The organism is Pseudomonas sp. GWSMS-1 (assembly GCF_049847425.1).
GTDB lineage: Bacteria > Pseudomonadota > Gammaproteobacteria > Pseudomonadales > Pseudomonadaceae > Aquipseudomonas.
The window spans coordinates 602,497-624,598 of the sequence record NZ_JBMHHV010000005.1; the positions used below are offsets into that span (position 1 = coordinate 602,497).

Genomic DNA, 22,102 nt, shown 5'->3' on the forward strand with positions numbered 1-22,102 from the left:
TGTACTTCGCTGATGAGCTATCCCGAAAATTCCGGACTCGTCGCAGGGCATTTAGTCTAAGCTCCGTATTGGTTGCTCTAGCCAGCTTTTTCATTTTGGGTGTCATTAATCCCGATAGGGATGCAGAACTTGGGTTGCCGGAATTCGGTCTCCTCATTGCTGTGGTCGCAATAATCTATGTTCTAAAAAGAATTTTTTGGCGTTGCCCTGCATGTGGGTCTGCACTGCAAATGGGCGGACTGACAGTATTCGACCTCAAAAGGTCTGACAAAGTGCGCTGCCCAGGCTGTGGCGTAACCTTGGAATAAATTTAACCATTAGTTCCAGTACGTTTCGGGCCTGCCGGCCCTCCACCGGATGCCCTTTTCGCTGCGCTGCAAGGGCACCGCTGAACAAAAGCGTTAGGTTATCCGAGCAAAAGTGACCCGCCCCTCATTCCTCAGTCACTGTGAATGTCCGCTTCTGGCCCAGAGTGTGTAAAAACGTCCCGGTAAACCCTTGCTATGATTTCCGAGAATCTCATCGCAAGGGAAACCCATGAAACGGTTTATCCAGGGTGAACACCGAGGTCAAAGCACCTTGCTTCCCGAAAGCCTCGACGACTATGTCAGCGATACCAATCCGGTACGTGTGGTCGACGTTTTCGTCGACGAACTCGACCTAGCCAAGCTGGATTTTGATGGCGTCATTCCAGCCGAAACAGGCAGACCTGCCTACCACCCTGAGATCCTGCTGAAGATCTATATCTACGGCTACCTAAACCGCATCCAATCGAGCCGACGTCTTGAGCGAGAAGCCCAGCGCAACGTCGAACTCATGTGGCTAACCGGGCGTTTGATGCCCGATTTCAAGACCATCGCCAACTTCCGAAAAGACAACAGTAAGGCCATTCGCGGCGTCTGCCGCCAGTTCGTTTTACTCTGCCAGCAGTTGGGTTTTTTTGGCGAAAACTTGGTTGCCATCGACGGCAGCAAATTCAAGGCAGTGAACAATCGTGACCGCAATTTCACCAGTGCCAAACTGAAGCGGCGCATGGAAGAAATCGAGGCGAGCATCAGCCGTTATTTGGCTGCGCTCGATGCGGCTGATCGACAGATTCCTAGCGCCTCCGCGCCAGAGGCTGCCAACCTGGAAGATAAAATCGCCAAGCTCAAAGCGCAGATGAAAGAGCTTCAGGGGATCGAAACTCAGCTCAACGACTCTCCTGACAAACAGGTTTCGCTGACCGACCCGGATGCCCGTTCGATGATGACGCGCGGCAGCGGTATCGTCGGCTACAACGTGCAGACGGCTGTCGATACGCAGCACCATTTGATAGTTGCTCATGAGGTCACCAACAGCGGTTCCGACCGTGACCAACTCAGTTCAATGGCGAAGCAGGCTCGTGAAGCTATCGGCACAGAAACGCTGTCCGTGGTGGCTGACCGAGGCTACTTCAAGGGTGAAGAAATCCTTGCCTGTCACGACGCAAACATCACGGCCTACGTGCCTAAGCCAATGACTTCAAGCGCCAAGGCTGATGGCCGATTCAACAAAGATGCCTTCGTGTATGACCCGACGAAAAACGAATACACCTGCCCAGCGGGAGAGGCACTGATCTGGCGATTCTCCAGCGTTGAGAAAGGCATGAATATGCACTGCTACTGGAGTTCGAAATGCCAGAGTTGCACGCTGAAAACCCAGTGCACGCCAAGCACAAATCGTCGAGTAAGGCGCTGGGAACATGAAGCTGTGCTGGAGGAAATGCAACGCCGGCTGAACCAAGCACCTGAGATGATGCGGGTTCGAAAGCGGACTGTTGAGCATCCCTTCGGGACGCTCAAACAATGGATGGGGGCAACGCACTTCCTCACTCGAAAACTGAACGGGGTGAGCGCAGAAATGAGCTTGAATGTGCTCGCCTACAACTTGAAGCGGGTGATGAAAATCATCGGCACCGAAGGTTTGTTGAAGGCGATGGCGGCGTAAAAGCCCGGCTTTTAATGCCCCAAGAGGTGCCAAAGCGCTTCATACGCGCTCTGAAGCGTTCCCGGCGCTGATCGTGGTAAATAATCGGGAAATCTCCACGCCCAGGAGCGATGGGCTGAAGCACGCACGATAAGAAAGTGTTTTTACACGCTCTGGGCCGATTTCTGCCGGATACTTCAGGCTGGAGTCGGCCAAAAGGAGTCACTGGGAATGGACTTGCTCAGCGCGTATCGAGTAGTGTCTGAAGCGAATTCGTTCGCGCATCTGAACGATGCTACCGTGGCCTTCTACCCATACGGTCATCCGACCGCTGCAACACCCGGGTTAGAAAGGGAAAGAAAAGAGGACAAGGAATGTTATCCACCAAACCCGTCAAAGCGTTATCACACCATTTGGTGTCTATTTATAGTTAGGTAATTAAATGGACTTATTCAGTATCTTCAAAAAGAAAAAGCCGGAGGCTGATCCAGAAGCTCTGAGTCAAACAGAAAAAGTCATATCAGAATTTGAGAAATATGACTTCCTCGGAAAGGCCGCCGCAGCACTTCATAAAGCCAAAGCTGCTGTTAAGTCCAAGCAACATGATGAGGCTTGGGGATTGTATCATGAACAAAAGTCCTTCTACATGCAGCATGCCAATCGCTCAAATTTTACGGCCAAGCAAGCCCTCGCCCTTGATGCCAGTGTTCATGAGGAAATGGCCAATATTTTAAAATTAGAAGGCAAACACGAAGACGCATTGGCACATATCGTGTATTGGGTTTTGGCTGGTGTTGAGCGGCCAATTAAGCGACATCAGCAAAAGCTGCAGAGCTATTTTAATAGGTGTGAATTTAAAAACACTACTCTGTCAGATGCTACAAAAATCATCAATGCACAAACAAAGCTACCGCAGTTTACTCTTGCAAGATCAATTGTTTCAGAATGGGTGTCTCGTGGTTAATCACCTAACAGGGCGCTCAAATCGCTCACTTCGTTCGCTGGGACCGGATAAAGCCGGCCCCTTAGCTTAATCGTTATACGGTCTTATGAATTATCAATGCTGCTACTGTAAAGAAGAATTTCCTGCCATCGAGGCAATTGATGGGTACAAGGAAGGCTATAAAATTGGTTTTCTCTGTCCAAAGTGTGGAAAGAATATTCAAGACACACCTATGAATGAAGAATGGGTGTTTTCTAGTGACTCATCCAAAGTGTTCTTCGTTATTTTTATGGGGTACTTTTTCTTGGCCTGGATATTTCTAGAGTTTTCTGAGCCGATAACTCCGGCTCACTACATTATTGCTCTAGCGGGGCTAGTTCCGTTTTTAATTTATGGCCATATAAAACACGCTAAAGATATGTATTCACCAACAATTGGAACTAAACCAGTAAAGTGATGGTTATCATCTCGTGTAACAATGAGTTGGTGATCGCCCCTTCTGGGCTGGGACGGTTACACTTCGCTCGTTCCTCGCTACGTTTCGCCGCCCCATAACAAAAACATTAGGCAATGACCGCTCTGGGTCGGCAGCAGTCGCACACAATGAGACGTACGAAGGCATCACTGATCTATCTCAGAACGAAGAACCTGCGGGCTGTTCAACTTCTGCTCGGCCATACGAAGCTGGAGAGCACCGTTCGATATCTTGGGATTGAGGTCGACGACGCCTTGGAAATGGCGGAGCAGACCGAGGTTTGACCATGTATAGCGACGGTCGAAGTCAGGCCGTCGCTAACTGGCTAGTTGTTGCCTTAGCCACTGGCCGCTTTGGGTTTTTTCTGCCTGACGCAACTGGCTGCTATTGGCCGGAATACGTCGGTCGCAACCGGCTAGCACCGGCCAAAAGCGGTCTGTCAAAATCTCGCCGAACCAAAAAAATCTAATCTAGTCTGAGTTGACTGCGACGGGCTTGCCACGACTGGAGAATGGGCTTGGTTTGTTCGGCAGTGCTTCTCAGTGCCCTATCTTTTGATCTGTTTGCAGCAGTTCAACGGGTAGACTTTACAATGACGGGCAGTGGTGGTGAGTCCGCGACAGGCTTTATCACGTACGATGACGCTGTTGTCGGTAATGGGCAGGCGATTTCAGGCGGTGGTCTGTGCGGGGGCGGGGCAGATAACTCGATTGATTACGAAATTAATATTACGGGTGGGGTGGTCGGGCCAGCTACCTTTACTAAGGCCGATTGTGCAAGTCCTCCGGCCTTTTGCAATGTGCCGGACTTCACCCTGGACGTCAATTTCTTCAGTTGCACATCCGCCCGCCGCAATTACAGGTAGTGGGATTGCCGCAAATACCTTTCATGTGTCTAACGGGGGAACGTCTAATCTTACATTTCAGTCTATCAGCGCCCCTGTCCCTGCAACTCCGTCAACTATAGCGCCTGTTCCGACTCTAGGTGGATGGAGCACGATGTTGCTTTCTGGACTCTTGGGTACTCTTCTTTATCGCCGTGTGCGCCGGCTGTCGGTTAAAGGGGAAGATAAGGAAGTTGGTTGAGCGAGCCCCTTGAAAGACGGGACACCGCTTCCCTTTTACCATAGGTGTTAGAGGAGGTAGTTCTCCTTTCATGGATAGGTCCTTCACGGAGTTTGAGGGCGCCGGGAGACGGCAGGTCGGGATGGTTCGCTTCCCGACCTTTAGGAGTGACTCAGCGCAGGGACTTGCCAGCAATACGCAGGATGTCGTCTAACACGTTGCCGTCGCCATTGCTGTCCAGCATCGCCGCTAGTCCAGACAGGCCGCCCGACTGTTGGCTCTTGCTGCTGGAGAGCAGATCACTGAGGCCTTCCGACGGCTGTGCGCCGGCACTCTGCTGACTCAGGTAGTTGGTCACCATCATGGCGAGCAGGGGGAGCATCTGCTTAAGCAAGCCGACATCCAACCCGGAGCGACTGGCAGCATCGTCTGCTACCGTGCGGCTGATATCCTTGGAGCCGAAGATCTGTCCGAGGATGTCGTTGCCGCCACTGGTTGCGTTGTCGGTGCGGCCAGCTATCTGGCCGAACACCTGTCCTAGCAGACCACCGCTATTGTTCCCACCGGTCAGTTGCCCGAGCAGCCCCCCGAGGCTGCCGAAACCGCCAGCTTGCGCCTGGACCTGCTTATGCATGCCGCCGAGGATGGCCGGCAACAGCGCTGCAGCGCCCTGCATGGTGGTGTTCTCGCTCACGCCAAGTGCCTGGGCTATGGACTGGATGCCTCCCATTTGCGTGAGAATGTCAGTGCTCTGCATGACCTAGAACTCCTTCACTGTGCTCAGTCGAGTAGGTCGGCTGGGATGTTGCCGCCGTTTTCGGCAATGCGGGCCAATACTTGCTTGTGCAGCCACATGTTCATCTGCGCGGAATCCTCCATCAGATTAGCAGGGCAGCCTAGCTCGGTGGCCAGTTCTTTACGGGCTGTCAGGCTGCTGTCCAGGTCGAGCAGCTTGAGCAGGTCGACGATAGAGGTTTTCCAGTTCAGCTTCTGTGGGTTGGCGGCAGCCTTCTGCTCCAGTTGGGCAACCACGTCGACTACAGGGATGGCGCCGTGGGCTGCAACGTCAGGAGTGCTGTCCGCGCTCGGGATCTCTGCTTCATCTGCCGCATTGGCTGTGTTGATGCCTAGTACGTTGAGGATCTTGCTGAAGAAGGACATGGATGTCTCCTTGTAGTCATTGAAGGTCGCGCTCATCCAGATGCAGGACGTGAGCTTTGCGCAGCGTGGCCCGCTGCTGCCGTCGAACATTATCGCGTTTTGACGGTGAGGGGGGATCAATCTGTTTGCCACGCAGAATTCATCGACCGCCAGTGTCCGCTCTTGGCCGATTTCTGCCTGTCGCTACCGGCAACTATGAATCGTTCTTTGCTGGTCATAGCCACGCAGCGTGATGGTCAAATCCGATGCAAGCGGGTGGTCAAGTCTGCGCAATTACCCAGCGCGCTTGCGTGTGCGTAGGGGTGTTAACTCGGGTGTTAACACCGTTTCCAATTGGCGGCCCAATGCGTCGTTTTGCTGGATGGCACTGTGGATACCTCAGGCCATGCGCTGTTGCTGCGGTACACACTCCACCAGGCGTAAACGGGCCGGGCGTATGCCCTCTCGTACCAGTTAACAGTCCCCGCGCGTAAGGGGTGTTTCCTTAGGTGCTAACAGCGTTTCCAATTCAGTGCGGCCACTACGGTTTTCCCGTCGCTACACCATAGGCGTCAGGTCATACCGTTGGCGCAACTCAGCACCAGCAGGGCAGTACCGCCCCACAGGCGCATGGCACGCACGGCACGGCATCAGATGGTGGTAGAAGGCGTCACGCGCAGCCAGCCATTCAGGTGAGGCCGTGACGGCGGTTTGAATGAAGTGCTGCGGTTCGTCGTGGTCTTCCCCCAGTGAGGGAGCATCCACCGATGGTGGAAGTTGGCCAGATGCGGGCGGGCTTGTATGTGGCGCTCGCGGCACTCTGTGTTGACCTCGACACCCTGGCATTCGCTCGCTGCTCGGTTGCTGCTGCTCCAGGTGCACGGCTGGTACACGTTCTGTACGCGCCACGCTTTCACTCACTACAAAACGTGGCGTGGGCACTTTCTCCAGCTCGGTAAACAGTCCAGAAAGCAGGCTCATTGCGCAGCCCCGTACCGTGAAAACAGACATACACATGTGCGTCTGGTTTCAAAAACACCGGCAACAGTGGCAACAGTGGCAACAACCGCTCTAGAACGGGCCTTCCAGGCGTTGCCAAACCCTCGTTTTTGTTGCCAGTGTTTTTTTACCGGCAACAGAGATAACCAAAGTGCGCAGTAGTGGCAGGCTCTTATATTCAGAATCGAGTTTGTGTTGCCACCTGTTGCCACTTCTTTTATTAGGTGGCAACGGCTGAAAGCCCCGCCCCGCAAGGCCGTTGCCGGTGTTGCCACTGTTGCCAGTGATTTTAGGTTCCTGTGTAATTGTGTTTGCGGGGTAAGGGCTGTTTTGGGTGCATTCATACCCCGGCACCCTCGGTATCTATCGCCGTCGGGTCGATCACATAGAGCCGCGATTGACCGCCACCAGGTAGCCGGTAGTTTTTGGTTTTGCGCTCGGTGTCGCGCCCGGCGATTGCCCCGGCACCTTCCAGTGCTTTGACTACCCGGCTCAGGCCATACCCGTGTGCGGCTTCCACCAGTGCCGACTTGTTGAACAGGTACAGCCGCTTGGCGCCGATCAACTCCCAGTAACCGGCGCGATTGAACACCTTGGCGTCAGGCGCGTGGTCATCCACGTCAGAGAAGCGGCTGCTGCCGTGCTTGTCGATAAAGTCGAGAATGCCGGCCAGTATCTGGCGATCTTCGGCATTGCCGCTGCCGACTCGGCTCAGCCACTCGCCATACAGCAACTGGCAATCAGCCAGGGCGCTACGCTGGGGCCATGGCAGCAGGCCGTATGCAATCGCCATTTCACCGGCCAGGGCGATCACGGCGAAGCGATCCGCCACGCGCCCGGCTTGGGCGTTGTCCTCGACGAACTGGCCGCGCACCTGGGCGAAGTCTTGCAGCAGGCCGGGACGGTCGTCGTCCTTTAGCAGCCGCTCAACAAATGCCGGGCCTAGGTGGCCGTGCTGGTGCGCTACGGCGACGGTCAGCAGGCGGTGGAAGTCGGCACCCTCCAGCCCGTGCAATTGGTCAAAGGCGCGGTATGTGCGAGTGCCGGCGTTCACATCCACCATGCGCAGTTCAGCCCCCGCATGGGCGGCGTTACCGGATATGGCCGCGTGCTCAGACAGCGAACGCTCACCACTGGACAGCGCCAGCAGCCGCCACGTCAGCTTAGGGCGGCCCTCACGCTCGCGGGTCATGGTGCCTTTGCCCTGGCCGTTGGCGAGGGAGTAGGCCATGGCCTGTACCTGCTTGGGGTCGGCGCGTTTGATTTCGTCCAGCGGCAGGATGGTGTCATTACGGCTGGCCGCTTCAATCTCCAGCCCGCCCTTGCTCATATCCCAGCTGGCAGCAAACACACCGGGATCACCCCACACCGATGATCCCACCAGCTGCGCCAGGGACTTACCGCTGGAGCTGTCGCCCACTAGGTGTACGCCGCCGCCGACCACCCCGACCAGGCTCAGCAGCGGCCCCGCCAGCGCACAGCCAATGGCCAAGGTCAGTACCGGATTGCCCGCGCACTTGGCGGCCACCTCGGTTTGCCATTGCTCAAGCGTGCCGCTGGTGCTGTACAGGTTGAGGCTGCGTGCGCCGGCCTGATAACGCACGGTGTCGCTGCCTATGGTGCGCTGGGGCAGCACGAATGCCCCGGAGGCGTGCCAGCCTGGCCGCGCCGTGGTGATAATGGTTTGCTCGGGGCGCTGCTCCAGCAGGTACTCCATAAACAAGCCGCGCTTGCGTGGGGCGATGATGGCCCCCATGCCGAACAGGGCGCGGCGTGCGTCTTCACCGCTCCCGCCAAACACCTCCATTGGAATGATCCACTCCTTGGCCCCGCTGTTGGTCAGCAGGCGCAGCAACCGGCCCTCGCTGCCGTCGTCGCTGTTGGTGGTGCGCGCGGTCACGATCACGGGTGTGGCCAGCCAGTCGTCAGTGATGGGGCGGGTGGTTTCTTCGCTGTCGTCATCACCCACGGCGGCACGCTTAAAGCCGTGCCAGTACACGCCTGGGCGCAGCTTGCGGCCCACCTCATTCGTTACCCAGTGCTCATACACGCCCCAGCATGGCCGCTCGGGCATGATGCTTGGCGACGTGGGCGAAGGCACCAGGCATAAGGTCGGTTCGGCGGCGCTCATTGGGCGGCCCTCCAGTTGGCCAAGTCGTTGAAGTCGGTTAGGTCGGCGGGGGCGTCTTGCGGCCACAGCGGAAAGACCACCAGCCCGCCCACCGCAACGGCGGCGGCATTGGCAGCGGTACGTCCGGGGTTGCTCTCGGTCTGACGGTCGTCGTCGCCCGCGATGATGATCGAGGCGTGCGGGTGCTTCTCTCGCAGCGCCAGCGCCGCTGGCCCGAGGTTGCCGGCATTCATCGCACAGGCCACAGAGGCACCGGTGTCGGCGTGGATCGTCGCGCCGGTTGCCCAGCCCTCGCAGACGTACAGCGGCGCACCCGGTGTGATAACGCCCAGCGGCGAATAGCCCCCGGTGACTATCCCGCCACTCAGGAAGCGCTTACTGCCGTCGGGGTAGATGCGTTGCAGGTTGGCCAACACGCCATTGCGCACCAGCGGCACCAGCAGGGCGTCACCGCGCTGGCGTAGGCCGTGGGTGCGTAGTCCTTTACGGATCAGATAAGGGTGCTCCGGATCAGCGCGGCGAGCGTCACGCCACCGGCGGTTGGCATATTCAGCCGCGGACTGCTGGCGCTGGTGCTGCTCGGCTTGGCGCTGGCGGCGTGCCTGCTCGATGCGCTGGCGCACCTGCTCGGCTTCCCTGGCGTCCACTGGCTCACGGCTACACCAAGTGTGTGCGCTGCCGGCCTTCCAGCTGCCGAACGCACCGGAGGCGATGCCATCTAGGTACAGCACATACCAGCCGTTAAGGGTGCCGGCCTTGTCGCCCGGAACGTGGAAGCGTTGAATGCTGCCGTCGGCAATGGGCAGCCAATTAAGCAGGCCGAACGCGCTTTGCATGGCATCACGGAATGCGATTACACCGTCCATAGCAGCACCTCGATAGCAGCCATTAGCACCAGGTCAGCGCCTAGCGGTTGCAGCGCCAGCAGCATGGCGTGGGCTTTCTCCAGGCAAGCCGATCCCGTCGGCGCACTTGCACCGTTTTTGATTTGCATGGGGTTACTCCTTGGCGGGTGGGGTTACGCCGTCGCCGGGATAGTTCAAGCTGTCAATTAGCGAATCAATCAAGGCCTTGGCCGAAGCAAGGGTATGCTCCACGCGCCAGGCCGCGTTGTGCTCTAGCGGCTGGGCACTCATGCTGCAGTCCCATGATCTCGCTTGGTGATTCGGGAGGCTACCCAGGCTTGAACCTCGGCCAAGATGAACCCTACAGGTGCGCCGCGGGATGTGCTGTCGCTCAGCGGCACGGGCCTCGGGAAGGTGTGGTCGTCTTTCAGGCGTTTATAGATGGTAGGCCGAGCCAGGCCTGTTATCGCTTCTAGTTCGGGCATGCGAATGATGATGGCTGCCGGGTCGAACTGCGACATGCTGGTGGCGCAACCGGTCACACTGATGGGGGGGATGCTGTTCATATCTATTTCCCGCTGTTGGTTAAGATGGGAATAGATTGGCAGCCTAGTCAGGCTATAAAAATTCCTCCGTCGTAACGGATATGGGGTTATCCGATACGCTTAGGGGGTTTAGGAGAGCGTCCCGCCTTTCTGGCGTAATCCGGGGCAACTGGCTTGATCCATTCCTTAATGCGCTCAATTTTCGGCAGGCTCTCGAAGCCTTCGCGCTGCAAAATATCTTTTACCTGTTCGGCCATATCGTAAAGACGGAATTCTTGATCAGCGTCCGCTTGCCACAGTTCGGTGGCGATGGTTTGTGCGCGATCAGAGCGACCAGACCTTTGCTTGTTGATAGCGAGCAATGGCCTTACTTTTGTAATTTCGGCATGGCTGGCACTGAAGATCAGCTCTTCAACTGCGCGAAGCCCTCCAAGAATCATGGCTGTCGCAGCGCCAAAAATTAGTTCTTGGCTTTCGGGGTGTTTCTTCAGCAATTCAGTAACATTTACTAACGCGCCACCAAGCATATGAGCGGTGGCTTCTTTCGCCTCACCAGATAGGTGTGCTGTCATTGCATCAGCACAGTCAACCAAATCATCGAGCTTGATAAGGTCGGCCTCTCCTTCAATCCTCAAAAGTGTATTGGCAGCACTCTCATAAGCATCCTGCACCAGCCTAAAGGTCGGTGGAATGTAGCCTTGCTCGTTCTTCATCTTTTGTCCCCAGACCTTGCGGAATGAATTGGGCAGCTAGTCGGATGGGAAATCCGCTTTTCGCCCTGTCAGGCTAGTCCAGCCAAACGCTGGTGCTGTCTATCTGAACAGTGATGGCTAGAGTCTATATCTGTCTCTCAGCCATAGTAATGAAGTTGGTCGCGGACTATGCCTTCTTGCCGAACTGGCCTTGCACCACGTTGCCCGCTGCCAGTGTGTCCAGGTGGTCGGCATACCATTGCATCATGGTCGTGCGTTGCTCCAGGTACTGGGCCTTGTTGTAGATGCCGCGCACGCCGGGGGCTTTGTGGCTCAATTGGGCTTCGATATGGTCAGCAGTAAAACCATGTTCGTTGAGTATGGTGCTGGCGATATGACGGAAGCCGTGGCCGGTCTGCCGGCCTTCGTAACCGAGGCGGCGCAGGGCCATTAGAAACACGGTATCGCTTCGGGGTTTGGTTCGATCGCTACGCCCAGGGAAAAGCAGCGGATAGGCTCCGGTGATTGGGCGCAGTTCTTCCAGTAGGGCAATGGCTTGGCGGCAGAGTGGCACCAGGTGTTCGCGGCCTTTCTTGCGACCTTTGCGCTCTACCGGAATCGTCCACAGCTTCTTGGCAAAGTCGAACTCTGACCACTCGGCTTCCCGCAGCTCGCTGGGGCGGACGGCCAGCAGGGTCAGCAGGCGCAAACCAAGTTGCACGTCCGTGGCGTGAGGGTATGAACGGATGGCGCGGAGTAGGGCGGGCAACTCATCGGCGGAAACGTGGGCATAGTTCTCGGCCTTACCGGCTGACAGGAACTTATGCACTCCATCCAGTGGGTTGTTCACTGCACGGCCTGTAACGCGTGCCAGGTCGTACACGTCCTTGCAGTAGGCGCGCACTCGGCTCATTTGCTCAAGAATGCCTTGCTGCTCCATACCGCGCAGCAGCTCCATCCACTCCATGGACAATATGCCGGTGTACGCACGCTTGCCGAAGGTGGGGAACACATGACGCTCTAGCGCGCCTATCACTCGCTTGGCGGTGCCAGCGTCCCAGTTGCTGAGGCGAGAGGCGTACCACTCCCGCGCTAAATGCTCAAAGGTGTTATCGGCTGCTGCCTGTTCTTCTGCTTTTCGTGCTTGCTTGCTGGCGAGCGGGTTTTTCCCCTCTGAGGCGTCGGCGCGTAATTCGGCTGTCTTCTGCCTTGCAAGTGAGCCGCTCACTTCGGGATAGCCGCCTAGGCCAAGCCACGACCACTTGCCGTCCGGCTTCTTGTAGCGCAGTTCCCATGACTTGTTGCCGTTGGGCTTCACCCTGAAATACAGGCCCGCGCCGTCAAGTTCACGGTAGGCAGTGGCCTCCGGTTCTAGGCCGGCAAGGGTGGTATCAGCCAGGGGGCGGCGTTTGATCTCTGAACGCTTCATTTTTGTGTATGCCCTCAGTTCAACTTTTGTTGAAGCATACACAGGGGCATACACGGTGGGAAGGTATAGGGGTAGACAGAGGTGAACAGCCAGATACAAGAAAGCCCGCACTAGGCGGGCTTCTTGAGGTGTTTCGGATACTGTCTGAGACAGGTCGAAACAGGTGTTTGGTGGCTACGCAGGGACTTGAACCCCGGACCCCAGCATTATGAATGCTATGCTCTAACCAGCTGAGCTACGTAGCCGAGTGGCGCGTATTATTCGCGTATTTAGGGTATGTGTCAACACTCTTTAGCGAAAATTTATGCGCGCGATCAAACGCTTACACGTTAAAACGGAAATGCATGACGTCGCCGTCTTTAACGATGTATTCCTTGCCTTCCAGGCGCCATTTGCCTGCTTCTTTTGCGCCAGCCTCGCCCTTGTATTGGATGAAGTCGTTGTAGGCGATGACTTCGGCGCGGATAAAGCCTTTTTCAAAGTCGGTGTGGATTACGCCGGCTGCCTGCGGGGCGGTGGCGCCTACTTTTACGGTCCAGGCACGGACTTCTTCGACGCCTGCGGTGAAGTAGGTTTGCAGGTTGAGCAGTTCGTAACCGGCGCGGATCACGCGGTTTAGGCCGGGTTCTTCGAGGCCTAGGGCTTCGAGGAACATGTCTTTTTCTTCGCCGTCATCGAGTTCGGCGATTTCGGCTTCGATCTTGTTGCACACCGGTACCACGGGGGCACCTTCGGCGTCGGCAATGGCCTGGACGATGTCGAGCAGTGGGTTGTTCTCAAAGCCGTCTTCAGCGACGTTGGCGATGTACATCACCGGCTTGCTGGTGAGTAGATGGAAGCCCTTGATCAGCTGCTTTTCGTCGTCGCCCAGAGTCTTCATTAGGGTGCGTGCAGGCTTGCCTTCGCTGAAGTGGGGGATGAGTTTTTCCAGCAGGGCTTTCTGTGCGACCGCTTCTTTGTCGCCGCCCTTGGCGTTGCGGGTGGTCTTCTGCAGTTGCTTTTCGCAGCTGTCGAGGTCAGCGAAGATCAGTTCAAGGTCAATGATCTCGATGTCGCGCTTGGGGTCGACGCTGTTGGCAACGTGAATAACGTTGTCGTCTTCGAAGCAGCGCACTACGTGGGCGATGGCGTCTGTTTCACGAATGTTAGCGAGGAACTTGTTGCCTAGGCCTTCACCTTTCGATGCGCCCTCTACCAGGCCGGCGATGTCGACGAACTCCATGGTGGTAGGCAGGATGCGCTTAGGGTTAACGATGGCCGCCAACGCTGCCAGGCGTGGGTCTGGCATCGCTACGATGCCGCTATTCGGCTCGATGGTGCAGAACGGAAAGTTCTCTGCCGCAATCCCTGATTTGGTGAGGGCGTTGAACAGGGTGGACTTGCCGACGTTGGGCAGGCCGACGATGCCGCAGTTAAATCCCATGGTGTGTCCCTCGCGCGAATGGCGGTAAAGAGTTAAGAGGAGGCTTTCTGGCTGTGCAGCTTGTGCATGGCCTTGCTCCAGTCACCTGCAAGTATTTCTGGCAGGGCGGCTAGGGCAAAGTCGATGCTGGTATCCAGCAGTTCCTGTTCGCTGCGTGGTGCGCGGCCGAGGACGAAGTTGGAGACCATGCTGCTGTGCCCTGGATGGCCGATGCCAAGCCGCAGGCGGTAAAAATTATTCTGATTGCCGAGCTGGGCAATGATGTCGCGCAGCCCGTTATGCCCGCCGTGCCCGCCACCCTGTTTGAGTTTGGCGACGCCGGGGGGCATGTCGAGTTCGTCGTGGGCCACCAGAATGGCTTCCGGCGGAATGCGGAAGAAATTCGCTAATGCCGCTACGGCCTGGCCGCTGCGGTTCATAAAGGTGGTGGGGATCAGTAGGCGAACATCGCGGCCCTGATGGCTGAATTTGCCCACCAGGCCAAAATACTTTTTGTCGGCATTGAGGTTGATGCGCTGGCTGTCAGCCAGGCGCTCAACAAAAAGGGCCCCTGCATTATGCCGGGTCTGGTCGTATTCGGGGCCAGGGTTACCTAAGCCAACGATCAGTTGTACGGCAGTCATGTCAGGAGCCCTTTCGTGGAAATCGCTCGGCATAGTCGCATGCCGAGCTGGTTTCCGACGCTGCGAGATTTACTCGGCAGCGCCTTCTTCTGCGTCTTTAGCAACGCGGGAGGCGTGGATGTTAGCCACTGCCAGGTCGTTACCGTGAGCCAGTGCAACCAGCTCAACGCCTTTCGGCAGTTTCAGGTCAGCCAAGTGAACGATCTGGCCAACTTCAACGGCAGCCATGTCGACTTCGATGAATTCAGGCAGGTCCTTCGGCAGGCAAGAAACTTCTACTTCAGCTAGGACGTGGGAGACTTCGCCGCCTTGCTGCTTAACGCCAACCGAAGTTTCCTGGTTGATGAAGTGCAGGGGAACGATAGCGGTCAGTTTCTGGCCAGCGACAACGCGAACGAAGTCAGCGTGCAGTACAAAGCCTTTGGCTGGATGGCGCTGCAGGGCTTTGATGATTACGCTTTCGTTGCTGCCGGCAACGTTCAGGCTCAGCACGTGGCTGTACGCTGCTTCGTTTTCCAGCAGTTTGGCGAAATCTTTGGCCAGCAGGCTGATCGATTGTGGGGCTTTTTCGCCACCGTAAATTACGGCAGGAACCATGGCCACGTTACGACGCAGGCGGCGGCTCGCACCTTTCCCCAGGTCGGAACGCGCTTCAGCATTCAGGGTAAATTCAACAGTCATTTCATTTCTCCAAAATAACCAAACCGTCCGTTACGCTTGCGACCAGCGACGGGACGGTTGGTTGAAATGCCATGCCATTAGGGCAGGGCGTTTGCGTTCAGGGCGTATTGCGAATTAACGGAACATCGCGCTGATCGATTCTTCATTGCTGATGCGGCGTACCGCTTCAGCGACTACCGGTGCAATGTCCAGTTGGCGAATACGCGAACAGGACTGCGCAGCAGCAGACAGCGGGATGGTGTTCGTCACCACCAGCTCGTCGAGTACAGATTTTTCGATGTTTTCGATCGCGCGGCCAGACAACACGGCATGCGTTGCATAGGCGAAGACTTTGGATGCGCCATGTTCTTTCAGCGCTTTAGCCGCATGGCACAGCGTGCCGGCGGTATCCACCATGTCATCGACCAGGATGCAGGTGCGGCCTTCAACATCACCGATTATGTGCATCACTTCCGAGTGATTGGCTTTTTCACGGCGCTTGTCGATGATCGCCAAATCCACACCCAGAGATTTAGCAACAGCACGTGCACGCACGACGCCGCCGATATCTGGAGAAACGATCATCAGATTTTCGAAGCGCTGGTCTTCGATATCGTCCACCAGTACAGGCGAACCGTAGATGTTATCTACTGGAATATCGAAGAAGCCTTGGATCTGATCCGCGTGCAGGTCGACGGTAAGAACCCGGTCGATACCTACTACGGTGAGCATGTCAGCCACAACTTTAGCGCTAATAGCCACGCGGGCGGAACGCGGACGGCGATCCTGGCGGGCATAGCCAAAGTAGGGGATAACAGCAGTAATTCGAGTAGCTGATGAGCGGCGGAAGGCATCTGCCATCACGACCAGTTCCATCAGGTTGTCATTGGTTGGCGCGCACGTCGGTTGAATCAGGAAAACGTCTTTACCGCGGACATTTTCATTGATTTCAATCATGATCTCGCCGTCGGAAAACTTACCGACAGAAGCATCACCGAGGGGAATGTGCAGCTGACGTACGATACGTCGCGCCAGATCGGGGTTAGCGTTCCCCGTAAAGACCATCATCTTGGACACGCGCAGTACCTGCCGGCTGAGGGTATACCTGGATGAGTACAGAAAATGGCAGGGGCGGCTGGATTCGAACCAACGCATGCCAGGATCAAAACCTGGTGCCTTACCGCTTGGCGACGCCCCTGTATCTTGTGTAACCGAGTGCATTGAGTTGCCTATCCGTCATGTGACGGAATGGCAGGGGCGGCTGGATTCGAACCAACGCATGCCAGGATCAAAACCTGGTGCCTTACCGCTTGGCGACGCCCCTACATACAACCCGTTGCTTTTACAACTTACAGCGTAGATTCACTTCTTGACCAATTTTTCCAGCTTTCGGTGCAACATCGAGATGTTACGGCCTTGAGCAACAAAGCTTGGCAAAGTGCCTGGAAGTTGGCGGGCGACTTTATCAGCATCGTCCTCGTTTGGGAAGCTCCCAAACACACAAGCTCCAGTGCCGGTTAATTTTGCTGGAACAAATTTGTTCAACAAAATCAAAGCGTTACGTACTTCTGGGTAACGCTTCTGAACCACCGGCAGGCAGTCGTTATGACCACCCCCCTCAAGAAGGCTGCGAACTTTAATGGGCGGAGTATCCCGTGTCAACTCGGCGTCAGAGAAAATTTCTACAGTACTGACAAGTACTTGCGGAATCGCCACGAGAAACCAGGGTTCGCTGAGGGCGACTGGCTGGAGTTTTTCCCCGACGCCTTCGGCAAATGCTGCATGGCCGCGCACGAATACGGGTACGTCTGCGCCCAGGCTGAGGCCCATGTCAGCGAGTTGATCTTCGCTGCATGCCAGTTGCCAGAGATGATTTAGGCCGAGCAGAGTGGTGGCCGCATCCGAGCTGCCGCCACCAATACCGCCGCCCATCGGCAAGCGCTTGTCGAGCCAGATGTCGGCGCCCAGGTTGCAGCCGCTCTGCTGTTGCAGCAAGCGCGCGGCACGCACGATCAGGTTGCTGTCGTGGGGCACGCCTTCAATCGGCGTATGCAGATGGATCTGGCCATCCTGGCGAAGTGCAAAGCCCAGTTCATCGCCGAAGTCGAGAAACTGAAACAGCGTTTGCAGTTCGTGGTAACCGTCAGCGCGGCGGCCGAGGATGTGCAGCATCAGGTTAAGTTTGGCCGGTGCCGGCAGAATCAATTCTGCGGCAGCGGGAATCGCCGGGGCGCTCATTGACCGAGCTGGCGCGGCTGCCAGTCCTTGATCACCAGAGTGACTTGCAGATCGAAGCCGTTCAGCTTGATACGTTCTGGCAGCCAGAAGCCGTTCTGTTCTGTGTAGCTGAGGTATTCAACATTCCAGCCGTCCTGACTCAGCTGCGCCAGATGGCTTTGGCTGTCGAGGTTTAAGCGGCTTTTGCTGTCGGGGGAGGGCAGGCCGCGAATCCACCAAAGCAGGTGTGAAACGGGCAGGTTAAGGCCGAGCTTGGCTTGCAGCAGTTGTTCTGGTGATGCGGCTTGATAGCGACCCTGGTTGGCCACTTCGAGCAAAACAGCGCCGGGGCGGCCGGTGAGTCGAGCGGCGCCGCGGCCGAGCGGGCCGGACAGGCGGATGTCGTAGTAATCCTGGCGCTGCAACCAGAATAGGGTGCCGCTGCCGGAGTCTTTGGGTGCGCGGATGCCGACTTTACCGTTGATCTGCCAGGCATCCAGGCTGCTGATCTGCTGCTTATGCGCTTGCCAGCTTTGCGCGTTGCCCTGGCCTTCAAGGGCTTCGCGTGAAGTCAGGCCGGCACAGCCGGCGAGTAATGTAATCAGGCTGAAAACTATCAGGTGGCGCGCAAGCATCAGAGTGTCTCTGCTCCGGTCAGGCGCAGCAGTGTGCTGCGCAGGATTTCGCTGTCAGGTTGCTGTTTCAACGCTTCACGCCAGAGCGTGCGGGCTTCTTGGTGTTTGCCCTGAGCCCACAGCACTTCACCCAGGTGAGCGGCGACTTCGTGGTCGGGAAATGCTTGCATAGCTTGGCGTAGCAGGCGTTCCGCTTCGTCCAGGTTGCCCATGCGGTAATTTACCCAGCCGAGGCTGTCGAGAATTGCCGGGTCTTGCGGGTTGAGCTGGTGGGCTTGCTCGATCAGCTGCTTGGCTTCGGCGTAACGCGTGGTGCGGTCAGCCAGGGTGTAGCCGAGGGCGTTGAGGGCCATGGCGTTATCCGGCTCGCGTTCGAGAATAAAGCGCAGGTCTTGTTCCAGCAGCGCCAGGTTGTCACGTTTTTCCGCCAGCATGGCGCGGGTGTAGAGCAGGTTGAGGTCTTCCGGGAACTGCTCGAGAGCTTGTTCGATCAACTGCCAGGCGTGTTCGGTGTCCTGCTGTTTGGACCAGGCCTCGGTCTCGATCAGGTACAGCTGGATGGCGTAATCAGGTTGGCTGTCACGCGCCTGGCGCAAGTGCTCAGAGGCTTCGTCGCCGCGCTGCTGCTGGAATAACAAGTCACTTTGCCGGGCTTGGGCTGGCAGGTAGTCGTTACCTGGGCCAACCAGGACGTATTCGATCAGGGCGCTGGCGGTGTCACCAAGCTCTTCATAGGCGCGGCCCAGGTTGTAATGCGCGGCGTCGACGTGGTTACCGCGCTCGACCAGTTCATCTAGATAGACAATGGCCTCTTTCCAGGCTTCGGCCTCCAGGCAAACGAGTGCTAGAGAAAAGCGCAGGTCATCATCATTGGGGTTTTGTTGGAGCAATGAGGAAAACTCGCCCCGGGCATCGTCCAGGCGGTCTTCGGTTACCAATAGGCGCGCATAGGTCAGGCGCAGGCGCCTGTCATCCGGGTGCAGCTTGATGCCTTTTTCCAGCAATTGCAGTGCGTCGGCATTGCGTTCCAGGCTTTGCAATAGGCGCGCATGCAGCAGGATTGAGGCAATCGGGCGATTTTTGCTCGGCTGTTGCTCGAGCAACTCCAGGGCCTCCTGCGGGCGCTCGTCCTGTTGCAGCAGCAGCGCTTTGCCAAACTGCAGCTGACTATTGTCTGGGTACTTTGCCTGCAAACGATCAAAGCTCTGCAGCAGGCCGGCGCGAGTATCCGGATCAGTCTCGGCGGCGGACAGGGCGAGGAAGTCGAAGTGGGTGTCGCCCTGACGCTGTAGGACCTGCTCCATAAACGTCATGGACTCGTCATAGCGGCCGGCGCGGGCCAGTTGCACAGCCGCTGCGCGCTGCGCGTCGATATTCTCGGGGGCGGTCTTGGCCCACAGCAGGCTGGTTTCCAGGGCGGACTGCTCGGCTCCCAAGTACTCGGCGATACGGAAGCCGCGCTCGGCGACACCGGCATCCTGAGTGGCATTGGCCTGTTCGACATAGTTTTCCAGGGCAATGTCGAAACGATTGCGCTGGCCCGCCAGTTCGGCGACCAGCAGCGACAGCAGGGTTTCCTGGCTGAAGGCGCGGTACACCTGCGGTTCGGCTTCTGCAGCAATCACGGCGGGGTCTTCCACGGGGGGCGTGCCATCCGGGGTAGAGGGGGCAAAGGTCTGGCAACCGCTCAATAAAGCAGCGGCAGTCAGCAAGGCAAAGGATCTATTCATAGGAGGAGTATGTGGCCAACCTGCGGTTTTGGCATCATGACACAAGCGTTCGGGCAAGCCCATGGGCGGCCATGATCCTGAGTGAGTCGGATAAACCTGGCTATTAGGACAATAGCTAGCAGTGGTTGTTCTCGCTTTGCCGAAGTAGGACAATTGCCGGCTTCCACTCCCAGTCAGCGATCGTGCATGGCCTTTATTGCCCTCGGTATCAACCATAAGACCGCCTCGGTGGATGTCCGCGAACGCGTGGCGTTCACGCCCGAGCAGTTGGTTGAGGCCCTGCGTCTGCTATGCCACAACACGTCCAGCCGGGAAGCTGCCATTCTCTCAACCTGCAACCGCAGCGAGTTATACCTCGAACAGGATGAGTTGAGCGCTGAAGAAGTGCTGGCCTGGTTGGCCAACTACCATCGTCTGAGCCTCGAAGAACTGCGTGCCTGCGCCTATATCCATGCCGATGACGAAGCGGTGCGGCATATGATGCGCGTGGCCTCGGGGCTGGACTCGATGGTGCTGGGTGAGCCGCAGATCCTCGGTCAGATGAAGTCGGCGTTTGCCGTGGCCCGCGAAGCCGGCACTCTCGGGCCGCTGCTCGGGCGTTTGTTTCAGGCCACCTTCAGCACCGCCAAAACGGTGCGTACCGATACCGCGATTGGTGAAAACCCCGTGTCGGTGGCGTTTGCCGCCGTGAGTCTGGCCAAGCAGATCTTTACTGACCTGCACCGCAGCCAGGCCCTACTGATCGGTGCGGGCGAGACCATCAGTCTGGTCGCTCGCCATCTGCACGACCAGGGCATCAAACGCATTGTGGTGGCCAACCGTACGCTTGAGCGGGCCAGCACCCTGGCCGAACAATTCGGCGCGCACGCGGTGCTGCTCTCGGAAATCCCGGACGAGCTGGTCAACAGCGATATCGTGATCAGCTCCACCGCCAGCCAGCTGCCGATTCTCGGTAAGGGGGCGGTCGAGCGGGCGCTAAAGCAGCGCAAGCACAAGCCGATTTTCATGGTCGATATCGCCGTGCCGCGCGATATTGAGCCCGAGGTTGGCGAGCTGGATGACGTCTACCTGTATACCGTCGATGACCTGCATGAGGTGATCGCGGAAAACCTCAAGAGCCGTCAGGGCGCAGCCGAAGCGGCAGAAGAGCTGGTGAGCGTCGGCGCGCAGGACTTTATGCAGCGCCTGCGTGAACTGGCCGCCGTAGATGTGCTCAAGGCCTATCGGCAGCAAGCCGAGCGTTTGCGTGACGAAGAGCTGAACAAGGCGCTGCGCCTACTGGGTAACGGTACCTCGGCCGAGGATGTGCTGGCACAACTGGCCCGCGGCCTGACCAACAAGTTGCTGCATGCGCCCAGCGTGCAACTGAAGAAATTCTCTGCTGACGGCCGCGTTGATGCGCTGGGCGTGGCCCAAGAACTGTTTGCCCTCGAGGAGGGCGTGTCGCCCGGCTCGGCCAAAAATAAAGGTCTGTAATGAAAGCGTCACTGATCAATAAACTCGACCTGTTGCAGGATCGTTTCGAAGAGCTGACCGCGCTGCTCGGTGACGCTGAAGTAATCAGCAATCAAACGCAATTTCGTGCCTACTCCAAGGAGTACGCCGAGATTGAGCCGGTGTACCAGGCGTTCAGCGCGTTCCGTAAGGTGCAGAGCGATCTTGAGGGCGCCCAGGCGCTGCTCAAAGACAGCGACCCGGACATGCGCGCAATGGCCGAAGAAGAAGTGGCCGAGGCCAAAGAGCAGCTGCTCGAACTGGAAGCCACGCTGCAGCGTATGTTGTTGCCCAAAGACCCCAATGACGGGCGCAACGTGTTCCTCGAAGTACGCGCCGGCACCGGCGGCGATGAGGCTGCGATCTTCTCGGGTGACCTGTTCCGTATGTACTCGCGCTATGCCGAGAAGCAGGGCTGGCGCGTCGAAGTGTTGTCGGCCAGTGAAGGCGAGCATGGCGGTTATAAAGAAGTGATTGCCCGAGTCGAGGGCGATAACGTCTACGGCAAGCTCAAGTTCGAGTCTGGCGCGCACCGTGTACAGCGCGTGCCGGAAACCGAGTCCCAGGGGCGCATTCATACCTCGGCGTGCACCGTTGCAGTGTTGCCCGAGCCGGATGAGCAGATGGCCATCGACATCAACCCGGCCGACCTGCGCGTGGACACCTACCGCTCCTCGGGCGCGGGTGGTCAGCACGTCAACACCACCGACTCGGCTGTCCGTATTACCCACATTCCCACCGGCACGGTGGTGGAATGTCAGGACGAACGCTCACAACACAAGAACCGCGCCAAGGCCATGGCCTGGTTGGCGGCAAAATTGAAAGATCAGCAGGAAGCCGCCGCGCACAAGGAAATTTCTGATTCGCGAAAATTGCTGGTGGGTTCCGGTGACCGCTCCGAGCGCATCCGCACCTACAACTTCCCGCAAGGCCGGGTCACCGATCACCGCATCAACCTGACCCTGTATTCGCTCAACGAAGTGATTGCTGGCGGGGTTGAGGCGATCATTGAGCCGCTGCTGGTTGAATACCAGGCTGATCAGCTGGCGGCGCTGGGCGACTGATTCGCGTTTTCTCGTCGCCCGGATGCAAGCCGGGAGCGCCCGTTGA

At 57.4% G+C, this 22,102-nt stretch carries 21 protein-coding genes, 3 tRNA genes and 1 pseudogene; 6 read left to right on the forward strand and 19 right to left on the reverse strand.

The genetic code is table 11. The features are described 5' to 3' along the window. Positions 1–537 precede the first annotated feature (537 nt). From ACEPAJ_RS06165 to ACEPAJ_RS06180, 4 genes are all read left to right on the forward strand, one after another. Positions 538–1,968 (forward strand): IS1182 family transposase, encoded by a 1,431-nt coding sequence (locus ACEPAJ_RS06165; protein ID WP_425914155.1) that lies wholly within the window; start codon positions 538–540, stop codon positions 1,966–1,968. 421 nt (positions 1,969–2,389) lie between these two features. Further along, entirely contained in the window at positions 2,390–2,911 is a 522-nt protein-coding gene (locus tag ACEPAJ_RS06170) for a hypothetical protein (protein WP_139228023.1), read from the forward strand. Positions 2,912–3,122: 211 nt separating this feature from the next. Further along, on the forward strand, positions 3,123–3,347 hold the full coding sequence (locus ACEPAJ_RS06175; RefSeq protein WP_158234283.1) for a hypothetical protein: 225 nt from the start codon (positions 3,123–3,125) through the stop codon (positions 3,345–3,347). A gap of 815 nt (positions 3,348–4,162) precedes the next feature. Continuing rightward, the gene (locus ACEPAJ_RS06180) at positions 4,163–4,450 is read left to right on the forward strand and encodes an IPTL-CTERM sorting domain-containing protein (RefSeq protein ID WP_425914156.1); all 288 of its coding nucleotides are present in this window, start codon (positions 4,163–4,165) and stop codon (positions 4,448–4,450) included. Between the two features lie 151 nt (positions 4,451–4,601). Here the strand turns inward: ACEPAJ_RS06180 and ACEPAJ_RS06185 are convergent, their stop codons facing one another. The 19 genes and pseudogenes from ACEPAJ_RS06185 to ACEPAJ_RS06275 form a co-directional block, all read right to left on the reverse strand. Next, positions 4,602–5,186: a DUF937 domain-containing protein gene (locus ACEPAJ_RS06185; RefSeq protein WP_425914157.1), complete on the reverse strand. Its 585-nt coding sequence runs from the start codon at positions 5,184–5,186 to the stop codon at positions 4,602–4,604. Between the two features lie 23 nt (positions 5,187–5,209). After that, entirely contained in the window at positions 5,210–5,590 is a 381-nt protein-coding gene (locus tag ACEPAJ_RS06190; protein ID WP_425914158.1) for a DUF3597 domain-containing protein, read from the reverse strand. Between the two features lie 956 nt (positions 5,591–6,546). After that, complete coding sequence (locus tag ACEPAJ_RS06195; RefSeq protein WP_425914159.1) at positions 6,547–6,912, reverse strand: hypothetical protein; 366 nt, start codon at positions 6,910–6,912, stop codon at positions 6,547–6,549. Then, on the reverse strand, positions 6,909–8,699 hold the full coding sequence (locus ACEPAJ_RS06200) for a DUF927 domain-containing protein (RefSeq protein ID WP_425914160.1): 1,791 nt from the start codon (positions 8,697–8,699) through the stop codon (positions 6,909–6,911). Before ACEPAJ_RS06200 ends, ACEPAJ_RS06195 begins: the two co-directional genes overlap by 4 nt. Further along, a pseudogene (locus ACEPAJ_RS06205) lies at positions 8,696–9,693 on the reverse strand (toprim domain-containing protein). Before ACEPAJ_RS06205 ends, ACEPAJ_RS06200 begins: the two are co-directional and overlap by 4 nt. Positions 9,694–9,697: 4 nt before the next feature. Continuing rightward, the gene (locus ACEPAJ_RS06210) at positions 9,698–9,835 is read right to left on the reverse strand and encodes a hypothetical protein (RefSeq protein ID WP_425914161.1); all 138 of its coding nucleotides are present in this window, start codon (positions 9,833–9,835) and stop codon (positions 9,698–9,700) included. Continuing rightward, complete coding sequence (locus ACEPAJ_RS06215; protein ID WP_425914162.1) at positions 9,832–10,110, reverse strand: helix-turn-helix transcriptional regulator; 279 nt, start codon at positions 10,108–10,110, stop codon at positions 9,832–9,834. Before ACEPAJ_RS06215 ends, ACEPAJ_RS06210 begins: the two co-directional genes overlap by 4 nt. Positions 10,111–10,196: 86 nt before the next feature. Next, entirely contained in the window at positions 10,197–10,802 is a 606-nt protein-coding gene (locus ACEPAJ_RS06220) for a hypothetical protein (RefSeq protein ID WP_425914163.1), read from the reverse strand. A 166-nt stretch (positions 10,803–10,968) separates the two neighbouring features. After that, a complete protein-coding gene (locus ACEPAJ_RS06225; RefSeq protein WP_425914164.1) occupies positions 10,969–12,210 on the reverse strand; it encodes a tyrosine-type recombinase/integrase in 1,242 nt (413 codons plus the stop codon). Positions 12,211–12,378: 168 nt separating this feature from the next. Further along, positions 12,379–12,455 (reverse strand) — tRNA-Met (locus ACEPAJ_RS06230). A 77-nt stretch (positions 12,456–12,532) separates the two neighbouring features. Then, a complete protein-coding gene (gene ychF / locus ACEPAJ_RS06235; protein ID WP_425914165.1) occupies positions 12,533–13,633 on the reverse strand; it encodes a redox-regulated ATPase YchF in 1,101 nt (366 codons plus the stop codon). 32 nt (positions 13,634–13,665) lie between these two features. Continuing rightward, complete coding sequence (pth, locus tag ACEPAJ_RS06240) at positions 13,666–14,256, reverse strand: aminoacyl-tRNA hydrolase (RefSeq protein ID WP_274088456.1); 591 nt, start codon at positions 14,254–14,256, stop codon at positions 13,666–13,668. Between the two features lie 69 nt (positions 14,257–14,325). Then, a complete protein-coding gene (locus tag ACEPAJ_RS06245; RefSeq protein ID WP_425914166.1) occupies positions 14,326–14,937 on the reverse strand; it encodes a 50S ribosomal protein L25/general stress protein Ctc in 612 nt (203 codons plus the stop codon). Positions 14,938–15,051: 114 nt separating this feature from the next. Continuing rightward, positions 15,052–15,993, reverse strand: coding sequence for a ribose-phosphate pyrophosphokinase (locus ACEPAJ_RS06250; RefSeq protein ID WP_090251437.1), 942 nt, complete (start codon positions 15,991–15,993; stop codon positions 15,052–15,054). A gap of 46 nt (positions 15,994–16,039) precedes the next feature. Next, positions 16,040–16,114: transfer RNA gene (locus tag ACEPAJ_RS06255), tRNA-Gln, on the reverse strand. Positions 16,115–16,165: 51 nt separating this feature from the next. Next, a tRNA-Gln gene (locus ACEPAJ_RS06260) sits at positions 16,166–16,240 on the reverse strand. 38 nt (positions 16,241–16,278) lie between these two features. Continuing rightward, positions 16,279–17,154, reverse strand: a complete 876-nt coding sequence (gene ispE / locus ACEPAJ_RS06265) for a 4-(cytidine 5'-diphospho)-2-C-methyl-D-erythritol kinase (protein ID WP_425914167.1) — start codon at positions 17,152–17,154, stop codon at positions 16,279–16,281. After that, entirely contained in the window at positions 17,151–17,768 is a 618-nt protein-coding gene (gene lolB, locus ACEPAJ_RS06270) for a lipoprotein insertase outer membrane protein LolB (protein WP_425914168.1), read from the reverse strand. Before lolB ends, ispE begins: the two co-directional genes overlap by 4 nt. After that, positions 17,768–19,498, reverse strand: coding sequence for a tetratricopeptide repeat protein (locus ACEPAJ_RS06275; RefSeq protein WP_425914169.1), 1,731 nt, complete (start codon positions 19,496–19,498; stop codon positions 17,768–17,770). The genes lolB and ACEPAJ_RS06275 overlap by 1 nt, the downstream gene beginning before the upstream one ends. A 186-nt stretch (positions 19,499–19,684) precedes the next feature. On the opposite strand from ACEPAJ_RS06275, the gene hemA reads away from it, so the two are divergent. Both hemA and prfA read left to right on the forward strand, forming a co-directional pair. Further along, positions 19,685–20,974, forward strand: coding sequence for a glutamyl-tRNA reductase (hemA, locus tag ACEPAJ_RS06280; protein ID WP_425914170.1), 1,290 nt, complete (start codon positions 19,685–19,687; stop codon positions 20,972–20,974). Next, entirely contained in the window at positions 20,974–22,056 is a 1,083-nt protein-coding gene (prfA, locus tag ACEPAJ_RS06285) for a peptide chain release factor 1 (protein ID WP_425914171.1), read from the forward strand. Before hemA ends, prfA begins: the two co-directional genes overlap by 1 nt. Positions 22,057–22,102 lie beyond the last annotated feature (46 nt).

Coding starts and splice junctions, on each gene's coding strand:
- ACEPAJ_RS06165 (WP_425914155.1), top strand. CDS start 538: ATGAAACGGTTTATCCAGGGTGAACACCGAGGTCAAAGCACCTTGCTT.
- ACEPAJ_RS06170 (WP_139228023.1), top strand. CDS start 2,390: ATGGACTTATTCAGTATCTTCAAAAAGAAAAAGCCGGAGGCTGATCCA.
- ACEPAJ_RS06175 (WP_158234283.1), top strand. CDS start 3,123: ATGAATGAAGAATGGGTGTTTTCTAGTGACTCATCCAAAGTGTTCTTC.
- ACEPAJ_RS06180 (WP_425914156.1), top strand. CDS start 4,163: ATGTGCCGGACTTCACCCTGGACGTCAATTTCTTCAGTTGCACATCCG.
- ACEPAJ_RS06185 (WP_425914157.1), bottom strand. CDS start 5,186: ATGCAGAGCACTGACATTCTCACGCAAATGGGAGGCATCCAGTCCATA.
- ACEPAJ_RS06190 (WP_425914158.1), bottom strand. CDS start 5,590: ATGTCCTTCTTCAGCAAGATCCTCAACGTACTAGGCATCAACACAGCC.
- ACEPAJ_RS06195 (WP_425914159.1), bottom strand. CDS start 6,912: ATGAATGCACCCAAAACAGCCCTTACCCCGCAAACACAATTACACAGG.
- ACEPAJ_RS06200 (WP_425914160.1), bottom strand. CDS start 8,699: ATGAGCGCCGCCGAACCGACCTTATGCCTGGTGCCTTCGCCCACGTCG.
- ACEPAJ_RS06210 (WP_425914161.1), bottom strand. CDS start 9,835: ATGAGTGCCCAGCCGCTAGAGCACAACGCGGCCTGGCGCGTGGAGCAT.
- ACEPAJ_RS06215 (WP_425914162.1), bottom strand. CDS start 10,110: ATGAACAGCATCCCCCCCATCAGTGTGACCGGTTGCGCCACCAGCATG.
- ACEPAJ_RS06220 (WP_425914163.1), bottom strand. CDS start 10,802: ATGAAGAACGAGCAAGGCTACATTCCACCGACCTTTAGGCTGGTGCAG.
- ACEPAJ_RS06225 (WP_425914164.1), bottom strand. CDS start 12,210: ATGAAGCGTTCAGAGATCAAACGCCGCCCCCTGGCTGATACCACCCTT.
- ychF (WP_425914165.1), bottom strand. CDS start 13,633: ATGGGATTTAACTGCGGCATCGTCGGCCTGCCCAACGTCGGCAAGTCC.
- pth (WP_274088456.1), bottom strand. CDS start 14,256: ATGACTGCCGTACAACTGATCGTTGGCTTAGGTAACCCTGGCCCCGAA.
- ACEPAJ_RS06245 (WP_425914166.1), bottom strand. CDS start 14,937: ATGACTGTTGAATTTACCCTGAATGCTGAAGCGCGTTCCGACCTGGGG.
- ispE (WP_425914167.1), bottom strand. CDS start 17,154: ATGAGCGCCCCGGCGATTCCCGCTGCCGCAGAATTGATTCTGCCGGCA.
- lolB (WP_425914168.1), bottom strand. CDS start 17,768: ATGCTTGCGCGCCACCTGATAGTTTTCAGCCTGATTACATTACTCGCC.
- ACEPAJ_RS06275 (WP_425914169.1), bottom strand. CDS start 19,498: ATGAATAGATCCTTTGCCTTGCTGACTGCCGCTGCTTTATTGAGCGGT.
- hemA (WP_425914170.1), top strand. CDS start 19,685: ATGGCCTTTATTGCCCTCGGTATCAACCATAAGACCGCCTCGGTGGAT.
- prfA (WP_425914171.1), top strand. CDS start 20,974: ATGAAAGCGTCACTGATCAATAAACTCGACCTGTTGCAGGATCGTTTC.